19 protein-coding genes are annotated in these 26,574 nt (G+C 71.7%); 8 read left to right on the plus strand and 11 right to left on the minus strand.

Annotated features, from left to right (window positions below; translation table 11 throughout):
- Window positions 1-125: 125 nt before the first annotated feature.
- A complete protein-coding gene (locus tag K8625_RS06640; RefSeq protein WP_223782197.1) occupies window positions 126-773 on the plus strand; it encodes a hypothetical protein in 648 nt (215 codons plus the stop codon).
- Between the two features lie 10 nt (window positions 774-783).
- Here the strand turns inward: K8625_RS06640 and K8625_RS06645 are convergent, their stop codons facing one another.
- From K8625_RS06645 to K8625_RS06670, 6 genes are all read right to left on the minus strand, one after another.
- Window positions 784-1,713, minus strand: a complete 930-nt coding sequence (locus K8625_RS06645; protein ID WP_223782198.1) for a fatty acid desaturase — start codon at window positions 1,711-1,713, stop codon at window positions 784-786.
- 140 nt (window positions 1,714-1,853) lie between these two features.
- On the minus strand, window positions 1,854-3,593 hold the full coding sequence (locus K8625_RS06650; protein WP_223782199.1) for a caspase family protein: 1,740 nt from the start codon (window positions 3,591-3,593) through the stop codon (window positions 1,854-1,856).
- A gap of 319 nt (window positions 3,594-3,912) precedes the next feature.
- The gene (locus K8625_RS06655) at window positions 3,913-4,734 is read right to left on the minus strand and encodes a hypothetical protein (RefSeq protein WP_223751446.1); all 822 of its coding nucleotides are present in this window, start codon (window positions 4,732-4,734) and stop codon (window positions 3,913-3,915) included.
- A 16-nt stretch (window positions 4,735-4,750) separates the two neighbouring features.
- Window positions 4,751-5,437 carry an RNA polymerase sigma factor gene (locus K8625_RS06660; RefSeq protein ID WP_223782200.1) on the minus strand — a complete coding sequence of 229 codons (687 nt, stop codon included), beginning with the start codon at window positions 5,435-5,437 and terminating at the stop codon, window positions 4,751-4,753.
- Window positions 5,438-5,449: 12 nt separating this feature from the next.
- Window positions 5,450-6,670: an RCC1 domain-containing protein gene (locus K8625_RS06665; protein WP_223751445.1), complete on the minus strand. Its 1,221-nt coding sequence runs from the start codon at window positions 6,668-6,670 to the stop codon at window positions 5,450-5,452.
- Window positions 6,671-6,781: 111 nt separating this feature from the next.
- Complete coding sequence (locus K8625_RS06670) at window positions 6,782-8,248, minus strand: DUF4397 domain-containing protein (RefSeq protein ID WP_223782201.1); 1,467 nt, start codon at window positions 8,246-8,248, stop codon at window positions 6,782-6,784.
- Between the two features lie 135 nt (window positions 8,249-8,383).
- Between K8625_RS06670 and K8625_RS06675 the strand changes: the two genes are divergently transcribed.
- The 3 genes from K8625_RS06675 to K8625_RS06685 all read left to right on the plus strand — a co-directional run bounded on the left by K8625_RS06675 (window position 8,384) and on the right by K8625_RS06685 (window position 11,772).
- Window positions 8,384-10,405, plus strand: a complete 2,022-nt coding sequence (locus tag K8625_RS06675; RefSeq protein WP_223782202.1) for an alpha/beta fold hydrolase — start codon at window positions 8,384-8,386, stop codon at window positions 10,403-10,405.
- 103 nt (window positions 10,406-10,508) lie between these two features.
- The gene (locus K8625_RS06680) at window positions 10,509-11,057 is read left to right on the plus strand and encodes a hypothetical protein (RefSeq protein ID WP_223782203.1); all 549 of its coding nucleotides are present in this window, start codon (window positions 10,509-10,511) and stop codon (window positions 11,055-11,057) included.
- A gap of 169 nt (window positions 11,058-11,226) precedes the next feature.
- Window positions 11,227-11,772: a hypothetical protein gene (locus tag K8625_RS06685; protein WP_223782204.1), complete on the plus strand. Its 546-nt coding sequence runs from the start codon at window positions 11,227-11,229 to the stop codon at window positions 11,770-11,772.
- A gap of 9 nt (window positions 11,773-11,781) precedes the next feature.
- Here the strand turns inward: K8625_RS06685 and K8625_RS06690 are convergent, their stop codons facing one another.
- Entirely contained in the window at window positions 11,782-14,496 is a 2,715-nt protein-coding gene (locus K8625_RS06690; protein WP_267698423.1) for a GAF domain-containing protein, read from the minus strand.
- 235 nt (window positions 14,497-14,731) lie between these two features.
- Here K8625_RS06690 and K8625_RS06700 point away from each other — a divergent pair, with 235 nt between their 5' ends.
- The gene (locus tag K8625_RS06700; RefSeq protein WP_370641886.1) at window positions 14,732-16,678 is read left to right on the plus strand and encodes a potassium transporter Kup; all 1,947 of its coding nucleotides are present in this window, start codon (window positions 14,732-14,734) and stop codon (window positions 16,676-16,678) included.
- Window positions 16,679-17,278: 600 nt separating this feature from the next.
- Complete coding sequence (locus K8625_RS06705; RefSeq protein WP_223751439.1) at window positions 17,279-18,301, plus strand: hypothetical protein; 1,023 nt, start codon at window positions 17,279-17,281, stop codon at window positions 18,299-18,301.
- On the opposite strand, the gene K8625_RS06710 is transcribed toward K8625_RS06705, so the two are convergent.
- Both K8625_RS06710 and K8625_RS06715 read right to left on the minus strand, forming a co-directional pair.
- Window positions 18,302-18,883 (minus strand): TIGR02265 family protein, encoded by a 582-nt coding sequence (locus K8625_RS06710; RefSeq protein WP_223782206.1) that lies wholly within the window; start codon window positions 18,881-18,883, stop codon window positions 18,302-18,304.
- A 63-nt stretch (window positions 18,884-18,946) separates the two neighbouring features.
- Window positions 18,947-19,684: a metallophosphoesterase gene (locus K8625_RS06715; RefSeq protein WP_074948436.1), complete on the minus strand. Its 738-nt coding sequence runs from the start codon at window positions 19,682-19,684 to the stop codon at window positions 18,947-18,949.
- Between the two features lie 441 nt (window positions 19,685-20,125).
- Between K8625_RS06715 and K8625_RS06720 the strand changes: the two genes are divergently transcribed.
- Window positions 20,126-21,754: an N-acetylmuramoyl-L-alanine amidase gene (locus K8625_RS06720; protein ID WP_223751438.1), complete on the plus strand. Its 1,629-nt coding sequence runs from the start codon at window positions 20,126-20,128 to the stop codon at window positions 21,752-21,754.
- A 25-nt stretch (window positions 21,755-21,779) separates the two neighbouring features.
- Window positions 21,780-22,862 (plus strand): tolB protein precursor protein, encoded by a 1,083-nt coding sequence (locus K8625_RS06725; RefSeq protein ID WP_223782207.1) that lies wholly within the window; start codon window positions 21,780-21,782, stop codon window positions 22,860-22,862.
- A 3-nt stretch (window positions 22,863-22,865) separates the two neighbouring features.
- On the opposite strand, the gene K8625_RS06730 is transcribed toward K8625_RS06725, so the two are convergent.
- Both K8625_RS06730 and K8625_RS06735 read right to left on the minus strand, forming a co-directional pair.
- Entirely contained in the window at window positions 22,866-25,262 is a 2,397-nt protein-coding gene (locus K8625_RS06730) for an ATP-binding protein (RefSeq protein WP_223782208.1), read from the minus strand.
- A 194-nt stretch (window positions 25,263-25,456) separates the two neighbouring features.
- Window positions 25,457-26,212 carry a carboxypeptidase regulatory-like domain-containing protein gene (locus K8625_RS06735; protein WP_223782209.1) on the minus strand — a complete coding sequence of 252 codons (756 nt, stop codon included), beginning with the start codon at window positions 26,210-26,212 and terminating at the stop codon, window positions 25,457-25,459.
- Window positions 26,213-26,574 lie beyond the last annotated feature (362 nt).

Genomic DNA, 26,574 nt, shown 5'->3' on the forward strand with positions numbered 1-26,574 from the left:
TCGGCGTCGGTCCTCGTCGAGCGCGGCTCCCTCTCGAAATGGGTTGTGCACGCGCGTTGCAGTGGGCGCGTGATGCCCAGGGAGGACCCTCCCGGGGTGTTGCATGCACAGGGGGAGTTCCGCACATGAGCGTCATGTCGTCGCTGTGTCTGGTGTTGCTGTCGTCCGCCGTCGCCCATGCCGATTCGTCGAGCACCGGGTCGACCGAGGCCGTGCCTCGCAAGACGGTGCTGGGGCTCGCCGTCAATCCCACGGACTGGGGACAGCTGGTGTTGGAGGGGGAGCGGGTGGTGGCCCCGCGCGTCAGCGTGGGGTTGGGGCTGCTCGTCGGATTCCATGTCTCGAATGGCAGCAGGGACCTGGAGCGGACGGAGCAGCGACTGGAGACGAGGGACTCCCTCTTCCAGGTGGGCGTCGTGCCGCGCGCCCGGTTCTTCCTGTCCGGGACGGCGCCCGAGGGGCTCTGGGTGTCACCGCAGCTGGAGGTCATCCACCAGTGGCGCGAGTACGAGCAGTTCGTCGTCGAGGACGAGGGCAATGAGAGCAGCATCCGCTCCCTGCAGCTCGGGGGCGCGGCCCTGGTGGGCTACACCGCCATCCTGGGACAGGGGCTCTCGGTGCAGGCGGGGGTCGGCGTGGGTGCACGTCATTCCTCGGACCGGTATGAGAGCCGTCAGCCGGTGCTGCCAAGCGGCGAGGTGAGCAGCACCACGAAGGGGCGGAGCTGGACCTTCGATGAGCGACTGCAAGTGTCCCTGGGCTGGGCCTTCTGACACGGTGGCGCTACAGCGCGACGCCGTGCGCGCCTCGGGGGCAGGGGCCCTGTCCGCGTGGGGGCGCGGGGTGCTCCTTCACGCCGGGGCGCGGCGGGAGGTTCGCGGGCGTCTTGACGTCGTGCACCAGTCCCAGCGCGGCGAGCCCTCGCACCATCCACCATCCCGGGTCCGGCTGGCGCCAGCCGAGGCCCATCCGCGCCGAGCGTGGCCACGCGTGGTGGTTGTTGTGCCACGACTCCCCCATGCTGACGAAGGCGAGCCAGCCCGCGTTGCGGCCCTGCTCCGCGCAGCCGGGCAGCTCGTAGGGTTGCTCGCCCTCGACGTGGCTCACGTAGTGGACGAACCAGAAGCCGTCCTGCGTGAGCGCCAGTCGCACGAACACGCCCCACGCCACCCACGCGGGGCCGCCGAGCGCGTACAGTCCGAGCGCCAGCGGCACCTGGAGCCACAGGCCCCAGCGCTCCAGCGCGAGGAAGAAGGCGTCGTCCGCCACCGCGGGCTCCACCGGGGCCGCGGCGGTGGGCCTCTTCGGGTGCCACGTGCGGAAGAGGGCGTGGCTCATCGCGCTCAGGAAGCCGTCGCGGTAGCCGAAGTACTCGGGGCAGTCCGCCTCCGGCTGGTTCTGGTGGAAGTCACGCAGGTGGTGCATGCGGCTCATCGCGATGACGCCGCCCAGGCCCGCCAGGGTGCCCAGCAGTCCGAGCGCGCGCTCCACCGCGAGCGGCGCGCGGAAGGCCCGGTGGATGAGGCCGCGGTGGATGCCCACCGAGACGCCCAGGCACATCGTCAGGCCCGTGAGTGCGGCCCACACCGCCACGGCGCTCCACTCCAGGTACCGCGCGCCGCCGAGCAGGGCCGCCACGTGGAGGACGCTCCACCGGACGAGCTTCCCCGTGTCCCACCGCGCCTCGCCCCACCGTGTGTCGCTCGTGTCCATGGCCCGTCCCTTTCGGGAGGGGGCCATCGCAAGCGCCCTGCCAGCGCGGGGCGGGCCTGATTCCAGGGGCTTGGGCGGCCGAGCGGGCAGGACTGTCAACGCCGTTCACAGCGGCCGTGCACCGGGTGGACGGCGGTGGCTCAGCGCTCCAGGCCCAGCTCGACGCCGGGCATCCACCGTCCCCGCCGTTGTCCGTCCACGCGGACCGAGTCCCAGTCCAGCCCCAGGGTGCCCCTCAGCGCGAAGTCACCCGTCTTCCAGCGCAGGCCCGCGGCGGCGCGCGCGGAGAGGCCCAGGGCGTCACCTTCGCGGCGGCCTGGTCGGTCCACCACGGTCATCAGCCAGCCAGCGCCCACCTCGGCGAAGGGGGCCAGGGTGCCGCGTCCTCCCAGGCCCGCCATCGCGAGCACGGACATGCGCTGGAGCGTGGCGTCGTCCGCCCAGGCGTCGGGGGCCAGCGCGTAGGTGGCGCGCGCGCCGAATCGGGTGAGGCCCGGGCCGGGGGCGCGCCAGGACAGGGCGAGGCCGCGAGCGACGCCGCGTCCTCCCAGGGGTGGCGTGCCCAGGGTGAGTCCGACCTCGAGGCCCAGTGAGCGCGGGACGCCGGAGGGTTCGCCGGGAGAGAGGGCGGTGGAGAAGTCGACGGCGGGCACGCCGGTGGAGGCGACATAGCCCTCGTAGAAGTCGCGGCCGAAGGGCAGGGCGAAGAGACCCTGGAGGAGGCTCTCCTCGGCGGCGCCGCGAGAGGCGACCTCGGGTGGCGAGGAGGGCGGGAGCTCTCCGGACCTGAGGTCCGAGCGACGCACGCGCGCCTCGCCGCCGGGGGTGCGCAGCCAGTACGCCGCGCGCTCCGGCAACGCGAGCGTCAGGGGCTCTCCCGCCGCCTGGTGCGCGTCCACGAGACGCACGCCGGAGGTGTCCTCCACGGAGATGCGTGCGCCTCGGGGGGCTGGGGGGAGGTCGAGGCGAGGGCCGTCCGGGGCGGGGCCGACGAGCGCGCGCGAGGGGCTGAGGGCGGGAGGGAAGGTGCGCACCGCGAGCCGGGCCTGGGGGGACTTCACGCCGCGGATGGCGGCGGCGACGAAGGCGTCCAGTTCGCTGTACTCGACGCGACCATCGCCGTTGACGTCCGCGCCGCCGAGCAGCGCCGAGCGCGCCGCGTGACTGAAGACGCCCGCGCGGATGCGGGACCATTCGTGAGTCTCGCCCTCGGTGCTCTCCGCGAAGATGGCGCCCACGCGGGGGTGGCCGGCGAGCTGCTCCTGTTCCAGCGCGCGTCGCAGCCTGCGCAGCACGAGCGGGTCTCCGCCGCGGCTGCCGACGACGCCCGCCGCGTGGCACGCGTCGACGAGCAGGTGCACGTAGTCCGCGTCGAGCTTCTCCACCACGCGCGAGTAGAGGCCCTCCTGGTCCAGCTGTCCGTCGGCGAGCGTGAGGTAGGCGCGGCCCGACTCGCCGGTACGGCCATGGCCCACGTAGATGAAGAGGAAGTCCACGGCGCGCCCGGCGGCGCGGTCCTCGGCGTTGCGACGCGCGAGCTGGTCCACGGTCTCATCGAGCACCGTGAGCGTGGGGAGGCGGGCGTCGGCCAGCCGCTCGCGCTCGGCCTGGGCGGTCTCGGCGTCGGGGACGGTGAGCAGGACCACGTCCACGCCGAGCCGGCGCAGCGTCTCGGCCCAGCGCACGCCGTCGTCATCCGCGTAGCGCAGCGGCGGCATGCCCGGGGTGTCGCTGCCGTTGTATGCGACGACCAGGGCGCGTCGCACGGGAGACGGCTCCGGCGAGGCCGGATTCTCGGCCTGCGCGGCGCTCATCGTCGCCGTGCACAGGAACAGCAGCGCCCATGACCGCCCGAGGAGTGCGTAGCGCTCTCGACTCATCGCAGCCCCCGGGACCTGGAGAGGAAGCGAATCTCCATGCGGCATGAGATGCGCGTCACGCAGCTCGACGCGCCGATTCGTTCCGTGTCGATGCGCTCTTGGAGGGATGGGGCTTCGAGTTGCCACATCTCGATGCGGCCTGAGGTGCGCGTCACGCGCTGCGATGTGACAGTGCACTCATGGAGGGGACGCGATGCTTCGCGCCATCTCCCGCGCCGAGACTCCCGCATGCGCCGCGATGCCCCGAGCAGCCTCGTGCCCGGCGACTCCCTCCCGGGCCCTTCGTGCGCGCCTCCACGCTCCCCTTCCATCCAGTGCGTCATGGCTTGCTGCCCTCCACTCGAACCCTGTGCCGCACCTGGGCCACTTCGCCTTGCACCGTCTCTCCGCGCGCGGCCGAGAGCGCGACGCTCGCGCTCGACGCGAAGATTGCGGTGAGCTCCACCTCGCCCGACGCGGGCAGCCGTGGCGTGATGTCCAGCGCGGTCTCCGCGCCCGGAGCCGCCTTCACCTCGAACGGCCCCTCCACTCGCGAGCCCTGCTCCGTGCGCACCACCACCGCGACATGCGTGTATGGCGCCCGCACGCCCGCCGCGAACGCGAGGGATGCTCCCGAAGGACACGTGCCCTGTCCGCGCACTTCACGCAGCTCCGCGTCCGACGGCACGCAGAACAGCCGCAGCACCGCGGTGCCGGGGCCCTCGCCGCGCGCTGCCCACTCTCCCGTGTCTTCAGGCACGCCCGTCCACAGCACCCCGGCGGACACCATCAGCGCCAGCACCCACGCCGTGCCCACGTGCCCGAGCGTCGGCATGTTCCACGCCCCGCGCACCCACTCGAGCACGCGCGCCCACGGGCCCTTCGTCACGTCCACGGACGCCGAGACCTCACGCCGCTCCAGCGCCCCCAGCACCGCCTGCAGGCCGTGGGTGGACAGCCGCTCCAACTCTCCCGGGGTCGGCTCGGTGACGGTGTCCCGCGCGAACACGCGGCGCAGGTTCATCACCTGTGCATAGCGGGCGCCACAGCGCTCGCAGGCTCGCGCATGACTCAGCACCCGGCTCCACTGTCGCGGAGGCAGGGTGCCGTCGTTGGCGAGGTGGACGAGCTGTCGGTCCACGTGGGGAGTGAACAAGGCCATGGGCAACTCACTCTCGTCAGGGCACGAAGAGGGGGAAGAGCAGGGCCACCATCGCGGCCGTGGCCGCGGCGGAAGGCAGCCCATCGGGCGACTCCGCCATCAGCCAGCCCTCCTCCACGAGAAACGCCGTCATCGCGCGCCGCAGCTTCATCTCGCGCGTCCTCAGCTCCTGTCGGGACCACCCCAACAGCAGCCCCGCGCGCTCCTGGGACAACCCCTGCACGAAGCGCAGGTCCGCCAACCTCCGCGTCCCCTCGTCCAGCCCCGCGAGGAAGCGCCTCACCAGCTCCCGCAGCTCCCCCTCGAGCGCCCGGTCCTCGGGAGAGGGCGACGTGCTCGCCAGCCGCTCCGCCATCGGCGTGTCATCCAGCGCCACCGCCTCGCGCGCGATGCGGCCCGCCGAGCGCAGCACGTCCACCGCCGCCTGCTTCGCCACCGCGTTGAGCCACGTCGAATACGGACGCACGCCGTCGTACGCGAGCCGCGCCTGCTCACGGAAGGCGCGCACGAAGGTCTCCTGGTGCGCGGCCTCCAGGTCCAACGGACCCACGCGTCCCAGGCCCCCGGGCCCGTGGGACACGTACGTGCGCGACAGGAACCGCGCCACGTGCGCGGAGTAGGCCCGATAGACACGCGCGAGCGCCTCCGGTTCTCCTCGGCGGAAGGCCTGCAGCAACCGCGGGTCGTCCCTCAACAGCGACATGCCGTCCTCCCCTCAAGGGGCCTCGAGCCCCTGGACCTCGACGGGCCCGGCGCGCTCCGTCTGTGTCCCGTCACCCAGCTGCCCGGCGGCGTTGGCGCCCCAGCACTGCACGCGCCCATCCCTCAGCACCGTGCATGTGCTCGTCACACCCGTGCCCAGGTCCACCACCTCGTTCGCCAGGCCCGACACGTCCACCGGCGCCGCGCGATGCACCCGCGTCCCGTCGCCGAGCTGCCCGGCCTCGTTCAGGCCCCAGCAGCGCACCCGTCCCTCGGCGCTCAGCGCGCAGGTGAAGCCCGTGCCCGCGCGCACCTGGCGCATGTCCGCCGTCAGCCCCACCGGGCGCACCGGCACCGTGCTGTCGAGCGCGGTGTCATCCCCCAGCGCTCCCGAGGCATTGAAGCCCCAGCACTCCACCGCCCCGTCGCCCACGCGCGCGCAGGTGTGTCCCTTGCCCGCCGTCAGCGCCCTCACGGGCAGGGCCAGGCTCCGCGCCCGGACGGGCGGCGACTTCAGTCCCACGCCCGCGAGCCCATCTCCCAGCTCGCCGTAGGCGTTGTCGCCCCAGCACCACGCCTCGCCCGCCGTGGTGGCCGCGCAGGTGTGGTACGCGCCCGCCGCGAGCACCGTGAGGTTCGCGGGCAGGCCCCGCACCTCGACGGGCGTGTAGCTCCGCTCGCTCACCTCCGACGCGCCCAATTGGAGTCGTGAGTTGTCGCCCCAGCACGTCACCTGTCCCCCCGCGTGCAGCGCGCAGGTGTGCGCTTCACCCGAGGCGACCGTCAGCACGTTGGAGCCCACGCCGCCGACATCCAGGGGCTCCAGCGACGACGACAGCGAGGCCTGACCCAGCTGCCCCGACGTGTTGTCTCCCCAGCAGCGCACGGTGCCGCCCTCCAGCACCGCGCAGGTGTGGTCCGCGCCCGCGGAGATACCGAGCACGCCGGTGGACAGGCCCTTCACCGCCACGGCGGAGGCCCGCAGCGCGCGTGTGCCGTCGCCCACCAGTCCCGTGCCGCCCCAACACCGCACGCCGCCGCTCTCCAACAGCGCGCACGCGTGCTGCCGTCCCACCGTGACTTTTTCCGCCACGCCCCTCGGCTCGGAGTCCGGTTCCGGACACTCCTCGGTGTCCTCCTCGCACGCATCCGTCGGAGCGCTCCGGATGGGGTCCAGGCACGCGCCCGTCAGCGCGGTGAGGAGCAGCAGGATGGGCGCGACGCGGCGCTTCATGGAGCCTCCCTCCCGACGGCAGAACGAACGACTGGCGCCGCGGGCACGAGGCTTGCGCGGCGCCAGCTTGCTGGCCTGGATGTCCTCGCAGACGGACGGCGGGAAAATGCGTTACGGCTGCGGATGCACGTTGAGCGCGCTCCAGGGCGTGGTGCTCGTGTCCACCAGCACCAACCGGAAGGCCGCCTCACTCCCCGTCGAGGGCGACAGCGCGCCCGCGGCCACCGCGAAGACGCCCCGGCCCAGGAAGGCGCTGGTGTCCAACTGGAACCGCGCCACCGGCGAGCGGTCCGCCGAGCTGGCCGCCGCCACGCCCACCAGCAGCTGGGCGCCGGGCAGCTCCCGGCCCTCCACCGAGGTGGCCAGCCGGTAGGGGAGGTCATCGAAGGCGGCGCTGGCCGGGACGACGCCGTTCTCCACCGGCGACACGTCCACCACGGGCGCGTCCGGCGAGGCGTGCACCACGCGCAGCCGCAGGCTGTCGGTGTCGGGCGTGAAGCCCTCCGTGAAGGCGAGCAGCTCGAAGGTGGAGTCCGCCGGGTCGTCCGCCGCGGGGCTCAGGAATCCGGAGGCGAGGACCAGGTAGCGCTCACCGGCGACCAGCGCGGGCGTGGGCCGGCTGGCGGCGGGGGCGCCCGAGGGGCGCGTGCTCCCGGAGGCGCTGGCGAAGAAGTCCAGGGTGTAGCTGCCCGGCGGCACCTGGATGGGCGCGGACAGCTCGCCGAAGTTGAGGTCATCCACCAGCTCCGCGTTGCCGACGAAGACGTCCACGGAGGGCGCGTCCGGCGAGGCGTGCAGCGCGTAGACGACGGGGTTCTGGCGGACCAGCCCGACGCCCGCGGCGAGCAGCCCGAAGCCCGCGGGCGCGTGCGCCTTCTCGGACAGCCTGCCCGTGGCGATGACGAACACCTCGCCGCGCGAGGGCAGGGCGGGCACGGTGAAGGACGTCACCTTCTGGTTGTCGGTCGTGCGCACGCCCACCTGGAGCGACTGTCCGGAGGGCAACTCCACGCCCGCGGCCCCCGTGTCCTGGAAGCGCGCCAGGCTGGTGATTTCAGAGCTGCCGTCGTCGCCCACGTCCAGCGCGACGGTGGGCGCGTCCGCGCCCGCGTGGACGATTCGCACGCGCGCACGGCCCTCCGCGGGCGCGCCGAAGCCCTCGGTGAGGGGCAGCACGCGGAAGCCGCTCGCGCTGTCGGTGGCGGTGAGCAGGCCCGCGGCCACCGCGCTCACGCTCTGGTCCTTCGTCAGCGTCAGGGGACCGGTGGAATAGACGGGCGCGGACGTGGCCGCCGAGCCCGCCGCGCGCACCTGCACGTTGTACGTCCCCGTCGGCACCGTGGCGTAGGACGTGGTGTCGCCGTAACGCACGTTGGTGAACAGTGGCGTGGAGTTGCCCTCCGCGTAGATATCCACGGCGGGCGCGTCCGGCGACGCGTGCACGACGCGCAGCTTCGCCTGGGTGGACGGCGTCGGGTCGGGCGGCGTCTCGTCGTCGTCTCCGCAGCCGACGAGCGCGGACAGCGTGGCGGCCAGCGCCAGGGTGATGCCACGGCGATTCCAGGCGTTCCTCTTCATGTGCGCCTCCATTGAAGCGGCCTTCGGGCTCGGGGGAGCCAGGGCCTGTTCGTTGTTGGAGGGCCCTTACGAAATGAGGCGGTGGACCTGGTTGATGGGACGTGTCCGCGCGAGCGCTGCTACCGTGCCCGCCCCATGAACCCAGGCCTGATTCCCCTCGTCGTGTCCTTGCTCTGGACCCAGGCGCCCGCGCCCGCCGCGACCCCCGCCGCCGCCCAGGGCGCCGCCGCGAAACCATCACAGGTGCCCGGAATCGCGCCGCTGCCCGGTCAGCCGAACGTGTGGGTGAGCAACGTGCCCCCGGTGCCGGACGCGCTGCGTCGCCGGATGGAGCAGTACCTGGAGTCCCGCACCGCGGCGCTCTCGGACGCCAGTGATGACGGCAAGCAGCTGCTCATCACCACGCGCTTCGCGGATACCAACCAGCTCCACGTGGTGGAGATGCCCATGGGCGCGCGCACGCAAATCACCTTCGCGAAGGAGCCCATCAACCGGGCTGTCTTCCAGCCGGGTGACGCGAACGTCGTCTACTACCTGCAGGACAAGGGCGGCGGTGAGTTCTTCCAGGTGTTCAAGCTGGACCGGCGCACGGGCCGCTCGGAGCTCCTGACGGATGGCAAGAGCCGCCACGAGGCGCTGCGCGTCTCCGCGGATGGCCGCTGGCTGGCGTACGCGGGCACGGGCCGCAACGGCAAGGACACGGACGTGTACGTGGCCCCCACGTCGGAGCCCACGAAGGCGCGCCGCCTCACGGAGCTGGAGGGCACGTACTCCCCGCAGGAGTTCTCCGCGGATGGCTCGAAGCTGCTGGTGCAGCGCTTCCGGGCCGCGGATGACTCGGACCTGTTCCTGGTGGACGTGGCGTCCGGGGAGCGCCGTCAGCTCACGCCCTCCGAGGGCAAGGGCAGCGTCGACGGCGCCACCTTCACCAAGGACGGCCAGGGTGTGTATCTGGTGACGGACCGCTACAGCGACTTCTCCGAGCTGTACCTGCTCGACACGCGCACCGCGCCCACGGCCGCGCCGCCGCCCTCGCTGACGAAGTCGGTGAAGTGGAGCGTGACGGACCTGGCGCTGTCCCCGGACGGGCGCAAGCTGGCGGTGGCCTTCAACGAGGACGGCTACACCACGGTGTCGCTGCTCGACACGCGCACGCGCGCCCTGTCCGCGCTGACGACCCTGCCCAAGGGCGTGGGCGGCGGGCTGAAGTTCCCGCGCAAGCGCTCGGACGTGCTGGCGCTCTCGCTGGGCAGCGCGCGCAGCCCCATGGACGTGTGGACGGTGGACTTGAAGTCGCGCAAGCCGACGCGCTGGACGCGCTCGGAGGTGGGCGGTCTGGACACGGAAGCGTTCGTGGAGCCCACGCTCGTGCGCTACCCGTCCACCGACGGCGTGCAGGTGCCCGCGCTCCTCTACGTGCCCAGGAACACGGGCGGCAAGAAGGTGCCCGTCGTCGTCAGCTTCCACGGCGGACCGGAGGGACAGAGCCGGCCGATGTTCAGCAACTTCACCCAGTTCATCGCCAGCGAGCTGGGCATGGCGGTGCTGGTGCCCAACGTGCGCGGCTCGGACGGGTACGGCAAGGCGTACCGCGCGATGGATGACGGCGTGAAGCGCGAGCAGAGCCTGAAGGACATCGGCGCGACGCTGGACTTCATCGCCTCTCGGCCGGAGCTGGACGCCACGCGCGTGGGTGTCTCGGGCGGTTCGTACGGCGGCTACATGACGCTGGCGTCGGTGGCCTTCTATCCCGACCGCTTCAAGGCCGCGGTGGACGTGGTGGGCATCTCCTCGCTGCCCAGCTTCCTGGAGAACACGCAGGCGTACCGCAGGGACCTGCGGCGCGCGGAGTACGGCGACGAGCGCATCCCCGAGGTGCGCCGCGTGCAGGAGCGCATCTCCCCGCTGGGCTCGGTGGGCAAGATTCGCGCGGCGCTCTTCGTGCAGCAGGGGGCCAATGACCCGCGCGTGCCGCAGTCGGAGGCGGAGCAGATCGTCCAGGCCGTGCGTCAGCGCGCGCCGGACGTCTGGTACATGCTGGCCACCGACGAGGGCCACGGCTTCCAGAAGAAGCCCACCCGCGACTACGCGCAGATGACGACGATGATGTTCTTCGAGAAGCACCTGGGCGCACCCCAGGCGCCCGCGCCGAAGTAGCCGCCCGGACACAGCGTATGGCCCGGGACATCCCGGTATGTCCCGGGCGGCCGCGCGTTCCACGAAGGTGGTTCCACGACGTTCCATGACGAGGAGCATCCCGATGATGCGTTTTCCGAGCCCGCTCCGGCGGGGTGTCCTGGCGCTGGCGGTGGTCCTGGGCGCGGGGGCGGCGGTGTCTGCGCCCAAGCAGGACGCCATCAACCTCCGGTTCGGTCTGCGGCAGGTCAACCTCACCATGCGGGCCGAGGACGTGACGGGTCAGCACTTCCAGGTGAGCCGGAAGGACAAGGGCCTGCGGGGGAGGACCGCCGTGGGGCTGGTGGACGTGAAGTTCGAGGACGGCGCGGTGAAGGGCTCACTGGGCCCCGCGCTGGTGAACCTGAAGGTGAAGCGCGAAGGCGACACGGTGGAGGCCGAGGGCGGCTTCGGCGGCCGGCCCGCCACCGTGAAGTTCACCAAGGACTCGTTGGAAATCTACATCCGGGACTGCACGCACCGGCTGAGCGCGCGCGAGGCGGGGCGCTCCTACTCGGGTCAGAGCAACTGCAGCGTGGGCGACTCCGGAGGGGAGGCGAAGCTCTGGCTGCCGGACGCGTTCCTCGAGGCCAGCCCCGAGGAGCAGGTGACGCTGCTGCTGCTGGCGGTTTGACGGTGTCCGCCCCCGGGCATCACGGACCGCCCCGGGGGTGGGGCGAGCGGGCGGCCGCCCTCGGAGAGTGTCAGGCCCCGGATGCAAATCCGGGGGGGTGGGGCTGTCGCGGTATGCGATGGGAAGAAGGACGTTTCAAGGAAGGTATTCCACGACGAGGAGCATTCCGATGAAGCGCTTTCTGAGCCCGCTACGGCGGGGGGTATTGGCTCTGGCGGTGGTCCTGGGGGCGGGGGGGGCGGTGTCCGCGCCGAAGCAGGACGCCATCAACCTGCGAATCGCCCGGCAGCAGTACAACCTGGTGATGACGTCCGATGAAGTCACCGGCCAGGACTTCCAGGTGACCCGCACCAAGGATGGGCTCCGGGGCCGGACGTACCTGGGCGTGGTGGACGTGAAGTTCAAGGACGGCGAGGTGAAGGGCTCGCTGGGCCCCGCCGCGGTGAACCTGAAGGTGAAGCGCGACGGCGACACGGTGGAGGCCGAGGGCGGCTTCGGCGGCCGGCCCGCCACCGTGAAGTTCACCAAGGACGAGCTGAAGATCTACATCCGGGACTGCACGTACCGGCTGAAGGCGCGCGAGCCGGGGCGCTCCTACGCGGGCCGTCGCAGCTGCGACTCCGTCACGGTGCCGGAGTCGGAGGTCTGGCTGCCGGATGAGTTCCTCGCCGCCAGCCCCGAGGAGAAGGCCGCCCTGCTGCTGCTGGCGCTGTGAGCCGCTGGCTCAGGGGCGGGTGCGTGGCAGCTCCACGCTGAAGGTGGAGCCCACGCCCAGCTCGCTCTTCACGGTGATGAGGCCTCCCATGGCCTCCACAATCTGGCGCGAAATCCACAGCCCCAGGCCGAAGCCGCCGTAGTTCCGCTCGGACACGGCGCGCTGGAAACGGTGGAACAGCCGCGCCAGGTTCTCCTCGCTGATGCCGATGCCGCCGTCCTGCACCTCCACGCGCACCGACGCCGGGCCCACCGTCATCACCACGTGCACCGGGTTGCCGCGCCCGTACTTCACCGCGTTGCTCACCAGGTTCGTCAGCACCTGGTCGATTCTCAGCTTGTCCCAGAGCCCGAACGACTCCGGCGCGAGCGTCAGCTCCAGGCGCGTGCCCGTGCGCTCCAGCTCCGGCTCGAAGCGCTCCACCACCTCGCGCACCAGCGCCGACAAATCCAACGGCTCCGGGCTGAGCTCCAGCCGCCCCGCGCTGATGCGCGACACGTCCAGCAGGTCGTGGATGAGCTGCGTCTGGCGCTTCACCTGCCGGTCCACCACCTCCAGCGCCCGCCCCAGCCGCTCCGGCGTGAGGGCTGACGGCCCGCGCTTGAGCCCCGCCAGCAGGCTCTGCACCTGGAGCTGCAGCGCGCTGATGGGCGTCTTCAGCTCGTGGCTGGCGATGGAGAGGAACTCCTCGCGCAGGCGGATGGCGTGCCGGGCCTCGCGGTACAGCCGCGCGTTGTCGATGGCCAACGCCGAGCGCCGCGCCAGCTCCTGCGCCAGCGCCAGGTCCTGCGCGTCGTAGTCGCGCCGCGAGGTGACGAAGGACAGCGCCCCCAGCGTCTGCCCGCGCACCTGGAGCGGCACGCACAGCCACGCCCAGCAGCCCTCCCCACCGGGCGGGCGCACGCACTCGGGAGCGTCCGCGCTCAGCCCGGTGCGCAGCTCCGCCTCACCGGAGGCCACCACCCGCGCGACGACGGCGAGCCCCGGCGAGGGCTGCCCGTCCGACGCGCGGAAGCCCGCGTCCGCGTGCGCCGAGGCCACGCACCGCACCTGCCCGTCCTCGTCCGCCAGGAAGACGCCGCAGCAGTCCGCGTACGACGGCACCGCCAGGTGCGCCACGCGCTCCAGCGTCTCCTCCTGCTCCAGGCTGGTGGCCAGCACGCCGCCCGCCTCCGCGAGGAAGCGCTGCGCGCTCTCGCTGCGCTGCCGCTCGGTGACGTCCACCGCCATGCTCAGCACCTGCTCGGAGCCGCCGCTCGCCGGCTGCACCACCGCCGTCCACAGCGCCACCTGCAGGGGCGTGCCGTCCTTGCGCATGCGCTGCATCACCGCGCCGCCCAGCGACTCACCCCGGCCCGCGCGGGCCAGGTTGCGGCGGAACTCCTCCTGCTTGCCGGGCGGCACCACCGGCAGCACCTGCCCCATCGCCTCCTGGGCCGTCCACCCGAAGATGCGCTCCGCGGCCGGGTTCCACATCCGCACCGTGCCATCCGCGTCCACCAGGATGATGGAGGCCGGCGAGGCCTGGATGATGGCCGCCAGCCGCTCGTTGACCTCGGCCAGCTGCGCGCGCGCCCGCTCCTCCTGCTCCAAGAGCCGCGCCCGCGCCAGCGCCTGTCCCGCGTGGTGGGCGAGCAGCTCCAGGAACGCGCGCTCGTCCGCGTCGAACACGCGCGGCGCGGAGAAGGCGAACAGGAGCGTGCCCAGCGCCCGGCCCTCCACCGTCAATGGCAGACACGCCGACGCGGGGGAGGGCGCGCGGATGGCGTGGTGGCGCTTCTGGTCCACCTCCGGGTAGCGCGCCGTCAGCGCCTCGGGGGACTCCAGCCACACGGGCCGCCCCTCGCGCAGCGCCTCCGTCACCGGCCCCCGGCTCTCCAGCGGGAGCAGGCCGAACGCCTCCTGCACCGAGTCGGCGTCGTCATAGCCCGAGCACCTCAAGAGCCTGGCGTGCCCGTCCTCCTCCACCCACAGCCCGCCGCGCGTCGCGCCCACCGCCTCCACGCCCTGCTCGACGATGACCTCCGCCACGCGCGACGCCGACAGCACCTGGGACAGCTCCGCCGTCACCCGCTGCAGCCGCGCCAGCCGCCCCGCCGCCACCTCCGCCGCCTGCCGCGCCTGCTTCTCCGCCGCGTACGCGCGCGCCACGTCCAGCGCCATCGCGGCCCGGTCCGCCAGCTCCTGCAAGAGCAGCTGCTCCGCGGCCTCGACGGTGCGCTCGGGCGTGGGGGCCTTCCACACGGTGAGCGTGCCCAGCGCCTTCCCCCGCGCGCGCAGCGGCAGCACCATCCACCGCGTGAAGGGGAAGTCCTCCAGCAGCCCGTGCTGCTGCGGCGGCACCAGCTGACGCAGCTCCTCCGGGCTCGCGTCCGGCGCCCACTGCGCCTCGCCCGTGCGCAGCACCTCGCGCGAGGGGCCCTCGTCCGCGCGCAGCGCCGGGGGACTGAGCGTCTGGAACAGGAGCCGGGCCTCGGGCGAGGCGGCGGCCGAGGCCATGGTGCGCAGCCACAGGCCGTCCTCGGACAACAGGCGCAGCGTGCACGCGGCGCCCAGGAAGGGCACCACCAGGGCGCACAGCCGCTCCATCACGGCGGGAGGCTCCAGGCTGGCGTCGGCCAGCACCCGCGACGCCTCCGCCAGCAGCGCCAGGCGCTCCTCCACCTCCGGGGCATGCGCCCCGAACTGTCGTGCGTCCGCGTACCGGGATACCGCCATCGTCATCGCGCCCCCGCGAGGTGGCATGGGAGCACGTGAAAGCAGGCAGGGGCATGTCCCCCGTGGCCCCCCGGCCTTCCTTCATGGCCAATCAACATACGCCCCCCTCTGACTGTTCGTTCCGGACGCCTGCTCCGTCGCGGACCGACGGAAGGAGCCGGCCTGGGGCTACCTGCTCGCACATGGGCGCACCTGGACGTTGGAATCCACGGGGCCCGTCTCCGGGTGGGTTGCTACTCATGTGGGTTCGGCTAAAGGGGGGCGCGTGAAAGCCACCACCACCGGAGTACCGGGCGGCGAGGAGATTCGGGAAGGCCCCGATACCTTCAAGCGCACGGCGCTCCTGGCCCTCGGGGCCCTGGGCATCGTCTATGGCGACATCGGGACGAGCCCGCTCTACGCGCTGCGCGAGTGCTTCACCGGCCCGCACGGCATCCACCCCACGCCGCAGAACGTCCTCGGGGTGCTGTCGCTCATCTTCTGGTCCCTGCTCATCATCGTCTCGGTGAAGTACCTCATCTTCGTGATGCGGGCGGACAACCGGGGCGAGGGCGGCATCCTGGCGCTGATGGCGCTGGTGATGCAGCGGCAGAAGGGACAGACCCACCTGAACCGCCCGGTGCTCATCACCCTGGGCATCTTCGGCGCGGCGCTCCTCTACGGTGACGGCCTCATCACCCCGGCCATCACGGTGCTCAGCGCGGTGGAGGGCCTGAGCGTGGCCACCCCCGTGTTCGAGCCCTTCGTCGTGCCCATCACCCTGGCCATCCTCTTCGTCGTCTTCATGGTCCAGCGCCACGGCACGGCGGGCATCGGCGCGGTGTTCGGCCCGGTGATGTGCGTGTGGTTCTTCACGCTCGCGGCGCTGGGCGTGAAGGAGCTGGTGCACAACCCCGCGGTGCTGGGCGCGCTGTCCCCCGTGCACGGGGTGATGCTCTTCGTACACAACGGCTGGCACGGCTTCCTGGTCATGGGCGGCGTGTTCCTCGTCGTCACGGGCTGCGAGGCGCTCTACGCGGACATGGGCCACTTCGGCTGGAAGCCCATCCGCTGGGCGTGGTTCGGCGCGGTGCTGCCGGCCCTGATGCTCAACTACCTGGGCCAGGGCGCGCTGCTCCTGCGCGACGCGAGCGCGGCGCGCAATCCGTTCTACCTGCTGGCCCCCTCGTGGATGCTCTATCCGCTGGTGCTCCTGTCGGCGGTGGCGGGTGTCATCGCCTCCCAGGCGCTCATCTCCGGCGCCTTCTCGCTGACGCGCCAGGCGATGCAGCTGGGCTACAGCCCGCGCATGGAGGTGGTGCACACCTCCGCCGAGGAGATGGGGCAGATCTACCTGCCGGGCATCAACTGGGCGCTGATGGTGGGCGTCTTCACGCTGGTGCTGACGTTCCGCTCCTCGAGCGCGCTGGCGTCCGCGTACGGCATCGCCGTGTCCACGACGATGCTCATCACCTCCGTCATGGCCTATGTCGTCGCCCGCGAGCGCTGGGGCGTCAGCCGCGCGCTGGCCCTGCCCGTGGCGGGCCTGTTCCTCACGGTCGAGCTGGCCTTCTTCAGCGCCAACGCGATGAAGGTGGCGGACGGCGGCTGGTTCCCGCTGCTGCTGGCCGTCGTCATCTTCACCCTGATGACCACGTGGAAGCGCGGCCGCGACATCCTCGCCGCCAAGCTGCGCGCCGCGAGCATCCCCCTGAAGGAGCTGCTCGGCAGCTTCGGCGACCACCCGCCCGTGCGTGTGCCGGGCACCGCCATCTTCATGACGGGCAACGCCGAGGGCACGCCCCCCGCGCTGCTGCACAACCTCAAGCACAACAAGGTGCTGCACGAGCAGGTGGTGCTCCTGACGATGCAGACCCAGGACGTGCCTCACGTCCCCGCCGAGGAGCGCGTGGAGGTGGAGCCCCTGGAGCAGGGCTTCGTCCGCGTGGTGGCCACCTACGGCTTCACCGAGAACCCCAGCATCCCCGACGTGCTCAAGCGCTGCCGGGAGAAGGGGCTCCAGTTCCAGCTCATGGGCACCAGCTTCTTCCTGGGCCGCGAGACGCTGATTCCCTCCAAGAAGCCGGGCATGGCCATGTGGCGCGAGGCGCTCTTCTCCTGGATGAGCCGCAACGCCCGCAGCGCCACCGCCTACTTCCGGATTCCGCCCAACCGCGTGGTGGAGCTGGGAAGCCAGGTCGAGCTGTAGCCGTCATGCGGTCACCCCGGCCCGAGGCTGGCCCCGGGGCGCGCCCTCCACCCGCGCGCCCCGGTGTGGCCCCTCCCGCCCGGTGGAAAACCCCCGATGAAATCCCCCCCGAAATTCCGCCTCGAAGCGGGAGTCCCCTGTCCGGTTGCGTCCGGCCACGTGAAACCCGCGTGGCGGCGTCCCTGGAATCCGCGTTTACGCTCCCGGAATCACCGCCAGGGCTGTAATCCTCCGCCGTTGGCATCACTTCCGCTTGGGGGTCAGAAAAGACGCGCTGCGTCTGGGCACCCAGTGACGGTGTAACTCTCCGGAAACACGGGCCGACTCGTCCCGATAATGGGGTGCTGCTCACCCCAGTCAGCGCGTTGACGCTACGCGTTGGGTGTGGGTGTGGGGGGCTCTTCGGCGCACTCCTGGTGCAGTGAAACGGCGATTTCTTCCTTCCACGGTAGAAAATTACCGTTCACCAGCAACATTCGGCACGCTGTGGCGAGAATATTTTCATCAGGCAGAAATAATCCTGTACTGACGGAAGGCAGCTCGTTTACAGTGCTTTCAGGTGTCGCGCAGAACCCCGTGTCCGAACTGAGGTCATCCCCCATGCTCGACGTCGCCCCCGCCTCGCTCCTCTCCTCCGCTCTCTCCTCCGGCGCCCCCTCCGCGACGCCGTGGAACGACGTCCCGCAGCGCGACTGGTCGAACCTGGCCCCGCACACGGTGCTGAGCGCGCAGGAGCTGTACCCGCGCATCTGCGTGCGTGATCCGTACTTCGCGCTGAAGGACGTGACGGTGATGGGCAAGGGCGAGGTGGTGGCGCGCATCCCGGTGCAGCAGGACCCGGACGCGGAGGCGGGGCTCATCGGCATCGCGGAGGCGGGCCGTCACCTGGCCATCCTGGGCTCGTGCGCGTCCGCGCTGGTGGCGCCCAAGGACGGGCAGCACTTCTACCTGGCGTGCGGCGCGCGCGGTGAGTGGCTGCGCCGCGAGCCGATGGCGCGCTCCACGGACCTGCTCTGGGGCCTGGCGCAGGCCAGCCTCACCGGCAAGCGCACCGCCACCGCGCGCACGCTGCTGTCCGCGCCGGACGGCACCCCGGTGTTCCGCCTGGAGGTGGACTACAACGTGCTGTCCGCCGCCGCCTTCACCCGCCTGTTCGGCGAGGCGCGCCAGGACATGCGCCGCGAGCCGCGCCGCGACGACGGCATCCAGCGCACCCCCGAGGAGTGGGCCCGCCTGCGCTCCAACCCGTACGGCAAGGCGCTGGCCCTGCGCGACTGGCGCCCGGACGATGAGAGCCTCACCGCGTCCCTGGGCCCCGTCACCCCGGAGATGTGCAAGGGCCACTTCGCCCTGCACCCGGTGATGCCCGTGGCGATTGTGGCGAGCGGCATGACCCGCGTGGCGACGACGCTCCTGCGCAAGCTCGAGGGCGCGCCGTGGGCGCGGGTGCTGGCCAAGGACGTGCGCCTGAAGGCGGACAGCCTGGCGTACGCGGGCCAGACGGTGGTGTTCGGTGCGCACCGCCGCTCGCGCGATGGCGCCAACCACGTCTTCTCCTGCCAGGCCTCGGTGGGCGAGCGCGTGGTGGCGGAGCTGGACGTCACCTACGAGCGCGTGGAGTAGTCACTCCCAGGTGATGTCGTAGTCGACGCGGTCGATGCCCTGCGGATGGGCCTTCGCCGTGCCCTTCAATCCCAACACCTTCAATGCGCCGGTGAGGATGCCCTCGTGGTACGCGGGGGGCAGCATGTCCCGACGCACGCGCAGGGTGCCGGACTTGGGCCCCGTGGTGACGTACTCGCGGGTGCCGTACGTGACGGCCGCGCTGTAGCCCATCTGCGCCCCGGAGAAGAGCTTCTGCGGGTCTCCTCGGGAGATGATGCCGAAGATGAGCATCCCCGGGCCCGTGGAGTAGCGCGTGACGTTGGACTCACCACACGCGTGGTACACGGCCTCCTCGGAGCCCAGCGGCTCCTCGAGCGCGTCCGCCGCCAGGTACAGCAGGTTCAGGAACTCCTGCACGGGGTAGGTGCGCAGGTCCGAGTAGTCCTTGGCCAGCGCCCCCACGCGCACCTGCTCCATCGCGGCCAGTCCGGCACGCTGTTGGACCAGGCTGAACACCGCCTTGAAGAACAGCCCTCGCACCGCGTCGCCGGGCTGCGTGGCCGCCAGTCGCGCGGCGAGCTCCGACTTGTTGGACGGCATCTCTCCACTCCTGCCTCGGTGACCGGCCCTGGGTGTATGGACGATGAGCGGTGGAGCTTATCCTCACACCTCGTCGAGCAGCACGGGCGAGAAGCCCGCCGCGTCGCACGACGCCAGCACGTAGCGCACGCCGGCCCGCTCGCCGGTGAAGCCCGCGGGGATGCCCGTCGAGTGCAGGTGGCCGTACACGCACACCTTCGGCTTGAACGCCTCGATGGGGTCGCTGAACGCGGTGGCCTTCTCGTTGGCGTACAGCGGCGGGAAGTGCACGGCGGCCACGCGCACCAGCGGCGTGGGACTGGCCGCCTCCTTCTTCTTCGCGTCCTCGATGGACGTCGCGAGCCTGCGCGTCTCGCGCTCCACGTAGCCCTGGTCGATGGGCTCGTCGCCCATCTCTCCGCCCGGCATCGGCGGGGCCTCGGGCGCCGTCCACAGCCGCGTGCCGGCAATCACCCACGGCCCCATCACCGCCGCGCTGTTGTGGAGGAACGCCTCCAGCGTCTTGAACGGCTCGAGCAGCTTGCGCAGCTTCGACGCCGAGTCGCCCCACCAGTAGTCGTGGTTGCCGCGCACCAGGAGCTTGCGCCCCGGCCGCTCGTCCAGCCACTTCAGGTCGTCCATCACCTCGTGAGGCCGCGTCGCCCAGGAGATGTCCCCCGCGACGATGACGATGTCCTCCGGCCGCACCTTCTCGTCCCACGCGCGCTGCAGGGGCCGCGGGTGCTCCATCCACCCGAAGCGCTCCATGTCCTTGTTCCGCGTGGAGGGCAGGTGCGTGTCGCCGATACCGAAAAGCCGCATGGCCCCCTCATAGCGGATGATTCGACCTCCCGCGCCTGGAACCCGGCCCGCCACCGAGGCCGCCTCCCACCTGGCCGGACGAGGCCCCATCCGGCCCCGTGGGAAAAGACGAGGGACATCAGAAAATGAGTAAAATGTGTTTACATGGCCCCTGTCCCGAAACACGCCACTGCGACACCGGCGGCCATTCCGGGCGCGCCGGGTGGGTAGCCCTCTGTGGGCGACCTCGTGAATTCATGGGCTTGAAATGTTGACTCGGGCTCCGGTTCCGGAGTGGGAGGAGGTAGGGGCTGGAGCATCGACGCTCCAGTTCTCGTGGGTTGGGAGGCTGAAAGCGGGGAAGTCGGGGTTGGCACGTATGGTGCTCAGGGCACGCCGCACCGCCGCTCCCGAGGACGGGTGCGGAGCGCAGAGCTGCTGATCCCCTCTCAAGGAGCTCCCATGCACGTGTTGAGTAAGACGTTCGCGGCCACCGCCGCGGCCCTGGCCCTGTCTGCGTGTGGTCCGCAGCAAGAGGCGCCGCCGCCGGAGGCCCCGCCTTCCACGGAGGTGCCCTCGGGCGCTGCGGACGACGCGGCCCGCGCCATCGCGGACCAGGCGCGCCGCACCCCCAGCGAGCTGGACGCGCTGTTCGCCCAGGCGGCGAAGGAGTTCGACGTCCCGGTGAGCCTGCTCAAGGCCATCTCCTACACGGAGACGCGCTGGGAGCACGTGAAGGGCGAGGAGGAGTTCGAGGGCCGCCCCGCGGCGTTCGGTCTGTTGGCCCTGCGCGGTGAGAAGATCACCCAGGGCGCGGCGCTGGCCGGTGTGACGGAGGACCAGGTGCGCGGCGAGCCGCTGGCCAACCTGCGCGCGGGCGCGGCGCTGTTGTCCAGGCACGCGGCCGAGGCCGGCATCGACCGGAAGGATTTGGGCGCGTGGGCTCCGGTGGCGGTGGCGCTGACGGACATCACCGACCCGGACGTGCAGGCGTACTACGTCCACAACGAGGTCTACGCCACGCTGCGCGACGGCGCGGGCGCCTTCACGCCCGAGGGCAAGGTGGCCGTGTCGCTCGAGGGCGCGGCGGTGGAGGCGAAGTTCGCGCTGCCGAGGATGCAGGCGATGGCGGCGGGCCCGGACTACGCGGCCTCCATCTGGCGCGCGTCGCCCAACTACAACGCGCGTCCGTCCGGCACCAACGTGTCGATGATCATCATCCACACCTGTGAGGGCGGCTACTCCGGGTGCTGGGGCTGGCTGACGAACTCCGCGGCGGGCGTGTCCGCGCACTACGTGGTCAACGAGAGCGGCAGCGAGATTTCGCAGCTGGTGCGTGAGTCCAACCGCGCGTGGCACGTGGGTGCGTCCTACGACTGCAACCTCAACGGCAAGGTGGACTGCGGCCTCCAGGGCACGTCGGTGAACCACTTCTCGGTGGGCATCGAGCACGGCGGCTTCGCCAGCCAGTCGTCCTTCCCGGCCGGGCAGATCGACGCGTCCGCGAAGCTGTCCTGCGACATCACCAAGGGGCAGGGCATCGTCCGCGACAGCTACCACATCGTCGCGCACGGCCGGCTCCAGCCCGCGTCCCGCACGGACCCGGGTCCGAACTGGCCGTGGAGCAGCTACATCAGCAAGATCAAGAGCTACTGCGGTGACGGCGGCACGCCCACGGGCACCATCGTCGTGGACAGCCACAACGCCAACAACGACACGAGCAAGGCGCGCGCGGACGTGCCTGCCTCGTGGGCGGCCGGCACCAGCGCGGGCTACTACGGCAGCGGCTACTACTACGCCTCCACGCAGCCCATCTCGGAGCCGGTGGTGTTCAACTTCTACCTGGCCTCGGCCGGCACGAAGACCATCGACGCGTGGTGGGTGGCGGGCACCAACCGCTCCCCCGCGGCGCCCTTCATCATCAACCACGCGGGCGGCAATGCGACGGTGACGAAGAACCAGCAGACCGGCGGCAGCGCGTGGAACACGCTGGGCACGTACTCCTTCAACGCGGGCTGGAACACGGTGCAGCTGAGTCGCTGGGCCACCGAGGGCTACGTCGTCATGGCGGACGCCATCCGGGTGCGGTGACGTGAGGATGCGAGGCCTCGAACGGATGCCGCGTTCCTGGCCGTGGTGGGCGCGGTGGAGTCTCACCGCGCTCGCCGTGCTCGGCGTCGGATGTTCCGGCCGGTGTGGCGGGACGTCGGGCGCCGGGCCGCTGTCGAAGGAGGAGGCGCGCGCCATCCCCGGCGCGGTGGTCTTCCTGTCGGAGCGGGCGGGTCAGAAGGACGTGTGGCAGGTGAGCCCTGACGGGACGGAGACGCGAATCACCCAGGGCCCCGAGGACGAGTACCCAGGCCCCGTGGCGCCGGATGGGAAGTCCCTGCTCGTGGTGGCGGTGCGGGAGCAGGGCGGGATGCAGTTCCAGCAGCTGCGCGTCCAGCCGCTCGCCGGTGGAGACGCTTTGCCGCTGCATGCGCCCCGGGCGCGCTCGCGCAACGCGAGCTGGGCGCCGGACGGCACGTGGCTGGTGGCCGAGTCGGACGCGCAGGGCTTCAGCGACCTGGTGCGACTGGAGCCGCGCGAGGGGGTGCAAGAGGTGCGGCTGACGCAGGTGAAGGAAGGCTGCTTCGAGCCCGCCATCTCCCCGGACGGTCAGGAGGTGGCCTTCGTGTGCAGCCGCGAGGGCGACCCGGAAATCTACGTGACGAAGGCCGACGGGACGGCCGAGCGGCGCCTCACCGCGTTCCATCGCGAGGACCGCTCCCCGGGTTGGAGTCCGGACGGGAAGTGGCTCGTCTTCATCAGCGACCGGGAGAACCGGGAGCGGCTGTACCTGGTGCGGCCGGATGGCTCGGAGCTGCGCGCGGTGTCGGGCGAGCACTTCTCCGGTGACGAGCGCGAGCCGGCGTTCAGCCCGGACGGCCAGACGCTGGTGTACGTGAGCCGGGCGTCGGATGGCAGAAGCCGCATGTGGCGCGTGCCCGTGGCGGGCGGCGTGCCGGTGGCGCTGACGGACGGCCAGCGGCGCGACGACATGCCGGCGTGGAGCCCGGATGGGAAGTACCTGGCCTTCGTGTCGGAGCGCGAGGGGAACACGGACGTGTACCTGATGCGCGCCGATGGCAGCGGCCAGACGCGCCTCACCACCGCCCAGGCGCCGGACTGGCTGCCGCGCTGGGTGGCGCGACGGTAGGGCTCACTCCTCCAGGCCCTTGGGTCCCATCTCTTCCTCGGGAGGGTGGGGCTCGGGGCCCTGGGGCGTGGCGGGCAGGCTGAAACAGAAGGTGGAGCCCTGACCCGGCTCGCTCTCCACCCAGATGCGTCCGCCGTGGGCCTCGATGATGAGCCGGCTGATGTAGAGGCCCAGCCCCAGGCCCTGCGTGTCGGACGCGCTGCCCTGACGGGTGCGGAAGTACTTGTCGAAGACGTGCTCCGCGTCCTCGCGCGCCAGGCCCGGGCCCTCGTCGCGCACCGCCACCACGACGTGGTCCTCCGGCGAGGCGGACACGCGCACGTGGATGGGGCGCCCGGCGGGGCTGTACTTGGCCGCGTTGCCCAGCAGGTTGGTGAGCACCCGCTCCAGTCGCGCGGTGTCCACCCACGCCAGGGGCACGGGTGTGGCGACCTCCAGCAGGAAGCGCTCGCGCAGGTCCGGCGGGACGTCGCGTTCGAGCACGCCTTCCAGGAAGCGCACCACGTCCGTCGGCTCGCGGCGCAGCTCCACGCGGCGGGACTCCAGGCGCGAGCCCTCGAGCAGCTCTTCAATCATGGACTTCATCCACTCGACGTTGCGGAGGATGGCCTCGGTGAGGGCCTCCTCGCGTGCCATGCCGCGCTCCTTCAGCGCGTGGGTGAGCAGGCTGGCGCGCAGGGTGATGCCCTGCAGGGGATTGCGCAGGTCATGCGAGATGAGGCTCACGTACTCCTCGCGCAGGCGCTCCAGCTCGTGGCGGGTCGTCAGGTCCTGGCCGGTGACGACCACGCCGCGCGGCTCTCCCTGGGGGCCGAACACCGGCGCGGCGGTGATGAGCACGGGCGTCGTCCCGCCATCGGGCCGCGTGATGAGCAGCTCCTCGGGGCCCACGACCTCGCCGATCCGCACCGCTCGGGTGGAAGGCAGGTCCTCCATCGTCAACGGACGCCCGTCGGGGTGTCTCAGCCGGTCCAGGTAGGCGCCGCGCCTGGGATGCTCCGGCATCGGGCCGAGCATCGTCTGTGCGAAGGGATTGGCCATCAGCAGCGAGTCCCGCGTCGGGTCCGTGAAGAGCACGCCCACGGGGGCGTGGTTGAGCACCGCCTGCACGAGCCCGCGTTGCACCTCGGCCTCTTCGTGCGCCGCCTGGAGCCGGGCAAGGGCCTGCTCGCGCTCGGTGACGTCGCGCAGGACGACGAGCAGGCTGGGGCCCTCGGGGCCATGCACGTTTCGCAACCGTGCTTCCAAAGCAACAGAAGTGCCGTCCGCCCGTCGTCCGCGCAGGGCGCGCGCGGTGGAGTCCCCGTCCAGGCGCTGGCCTCCGAAGAGCCCCTCGGGCACGAGCACCTCGACCTCGTGTCCGAGGAGGGCCTCGCGGGGGTGGCCGAACACGCGCTCCGCCTCCGTGTTGACGAAGCGCATCCGTCCGCTCGCGTCGACCATGAGCAGGGGCTCGGGGGTGGTCTCCAGCAGGCCCCGGTAGCGGGCCTCGGAGGCGGCGAGCGCGGCCGTGGCGCGGCGCTGTCCCGCCTCGAGCAACTCCAGCGCGCGTGCCACCAGCAGCACGAGCACCGCGCCGCCCGCGCTGAGGAGGGTGGCGAAGAGGGGCAGCTTCGCCTCGTGTCCGAGCAGTCCCGCCAGATGGAGCAGGGCCAGGCACGCGCCCAGCAGGGTGGGTCCCAGCAGGGCGAGGGGCACCATCCTCCGCGCGAGGAATCCGCCCAGCGAGTCCCGGGTGAGCCGCTCCGCCAGCCCTCGCTCGGGCCGCGAGCAGGGCACGCCCACGCCCAGCAGCAGCACGGCGATGGCGGTGTAGAGGCCCATGCTGCGCCGGGCTGGGAAGGTCTCTCCCGCCGCGCCGACGAGCGGGCCGAGCAGCAGGCCATTGAAGCCCAGGAGCGCCACCAGCGCCGCGGCCATCACGAGCGCGTCGTTCCACGACAGTCGAGGCCCCTTGCGCTCGGGGAGGAGCATCGCGGTGCCGAGCAGGAGCAGGCACAGGGCGGTGAGCGGCGAGGGGCGGATGCGCAGGTCGAGCACGCCGGACGCCTGGGTGAAGAGCGCGTCCAGGGGGCCCATGGGAGGCATGACGTCCTGTGCGGCGCTGACGAAGCCGATGAGCCACATGCCGGCGGCGCAGAGGGCGGACAGTCTCCGGCGCGCGCGGGAGGAGCGGGCAGACGACCTCAGGGCCAGGGCCAGGCCGCCGAGCACGAGGGCCAGGCTGGTGCGAGGCGCGGTGGCGGGTCTGCTATCGCCCTCGGGAAAGAGGGGGCGCGCCGAGAGCAGCCAGCCGGTGAGGGTGGCCAGTCCCAGCAGGAGGACGACCAGCGCCGCGACCCAGGCGAGTGCGCGGGCCACGCTCTGGTTGCGGGTCTGGCCCCCGCCATTCGGCTGCATCGGCGCCCCCCTGGGCCGCGCGGAGGTGGCGGTCGCGCGCGGACGATGTCGTCACACGCGTCGGTCCTCCGACTCGCTCCTCACGCACCTGTCCGGGAGATGGATGCACATCGCGTCCGAGCCCCGCGTCGCACGGCGGGGCAGGGTGGACGCTCGGCTGCCCAGGCCGCCGCGCGCGGGGCTCGTGCGCCCAGTCAGGGCGCGGCGGGCGCGTAGATGCCGGGGTAGACAGTGAGCACGAAGCCCCACCCGGGCGCGACGGAGGCGTTGCGAGCCACGTACGTGTCGTCACCCTCGACGCCGAGTCGGAACGTCTCCGCGTCCAGGCCGGTGTGGACGTAGATGAACAATCCATCCGAGGACGTGCCGACCTGGTCGACGCCGTTGAAGTCCGCGGACGGGTAGAAGATGCGCTCGGCCAGCTCGCTCCGGTCCGGCACCACGCGCACGCCCGCGCGAGGCTGTCCGCTCGCATCGACGACGCGTCCCAGCACGAAGCCCGCGTCGCGCAACGTGCGGGCGCGGTCACTCGTCAGCCCGCGAAGGAGGGGCTCACCGAAGGTCGTGCTCAGCGCGTCATGGAACTGTTCGGGCAGGGCCCACACGCTCGCCTCGATGACGTCCGTGCGGGGGCGTGCTCCGGTGAAGACGCTGTCGTAGACGGGCGTGAGCGTGCGCACCAGGCCCGCGCCTTCCAGGCTCGTCGCCAGCCCCTGGTGGACCTCGCGGACGGGGACGTCCTCCACGGCGAAGGCGCCATCGGCTTCCACGGTGCCGGTGCCGAACGTGGGGTTGTCGTCATTCACCGCCACCCGGAGCGGCTCCTGGATGGCGATGGGGACTCCGTCCAACGTGGGCGTGGGTTGTCCCTGGGCGGCGAGCCATCGCTCGGCCTCGGGGAGCACGCGCGCGCGTCCGCTGACGCGGATGCGGAGGTTGTCCAGGTCCACCGACTCGGCATCCTCGGTCTGGAAGCCAGGGTCGGGGGCAGGGCCCCCGGAGCCACAAGCGGACGACGCGAGCCCGAGCAGTACACAAGAAGTCAGAAGAAAAGGGCGCTTCATCGCTCGCCAACATTTCCATGCCCTCTTCGCACGGCAATCCACCGCCGGGCTCTCCGTCCCCTGTTCGACGACTCGCCCCCACCCTGGAAAGCAGACACCGGGCCGCCCACCCGTCCGAGAGGGACGTGGGACGTGACCCGGTGTCTTGAATCCATCAACTCCGAGGCGCGCTCGCGCCATGTGTTTCAGGGCCAGCCCCGCCTCGGAAGCGAATCCAACAACCTCCGAGGTGCGCCTGGTGAGTCAGC

Source organism: Myxococcus sp. AS-1-15 (assembly GCF_020037055.1).
GTDB classification, from domain to species: Bacteria; Myxococcota; Myxococcia; order Myxococcales; family Myxococcaceae; genus Myxococcus; species Myxococcus fulvus.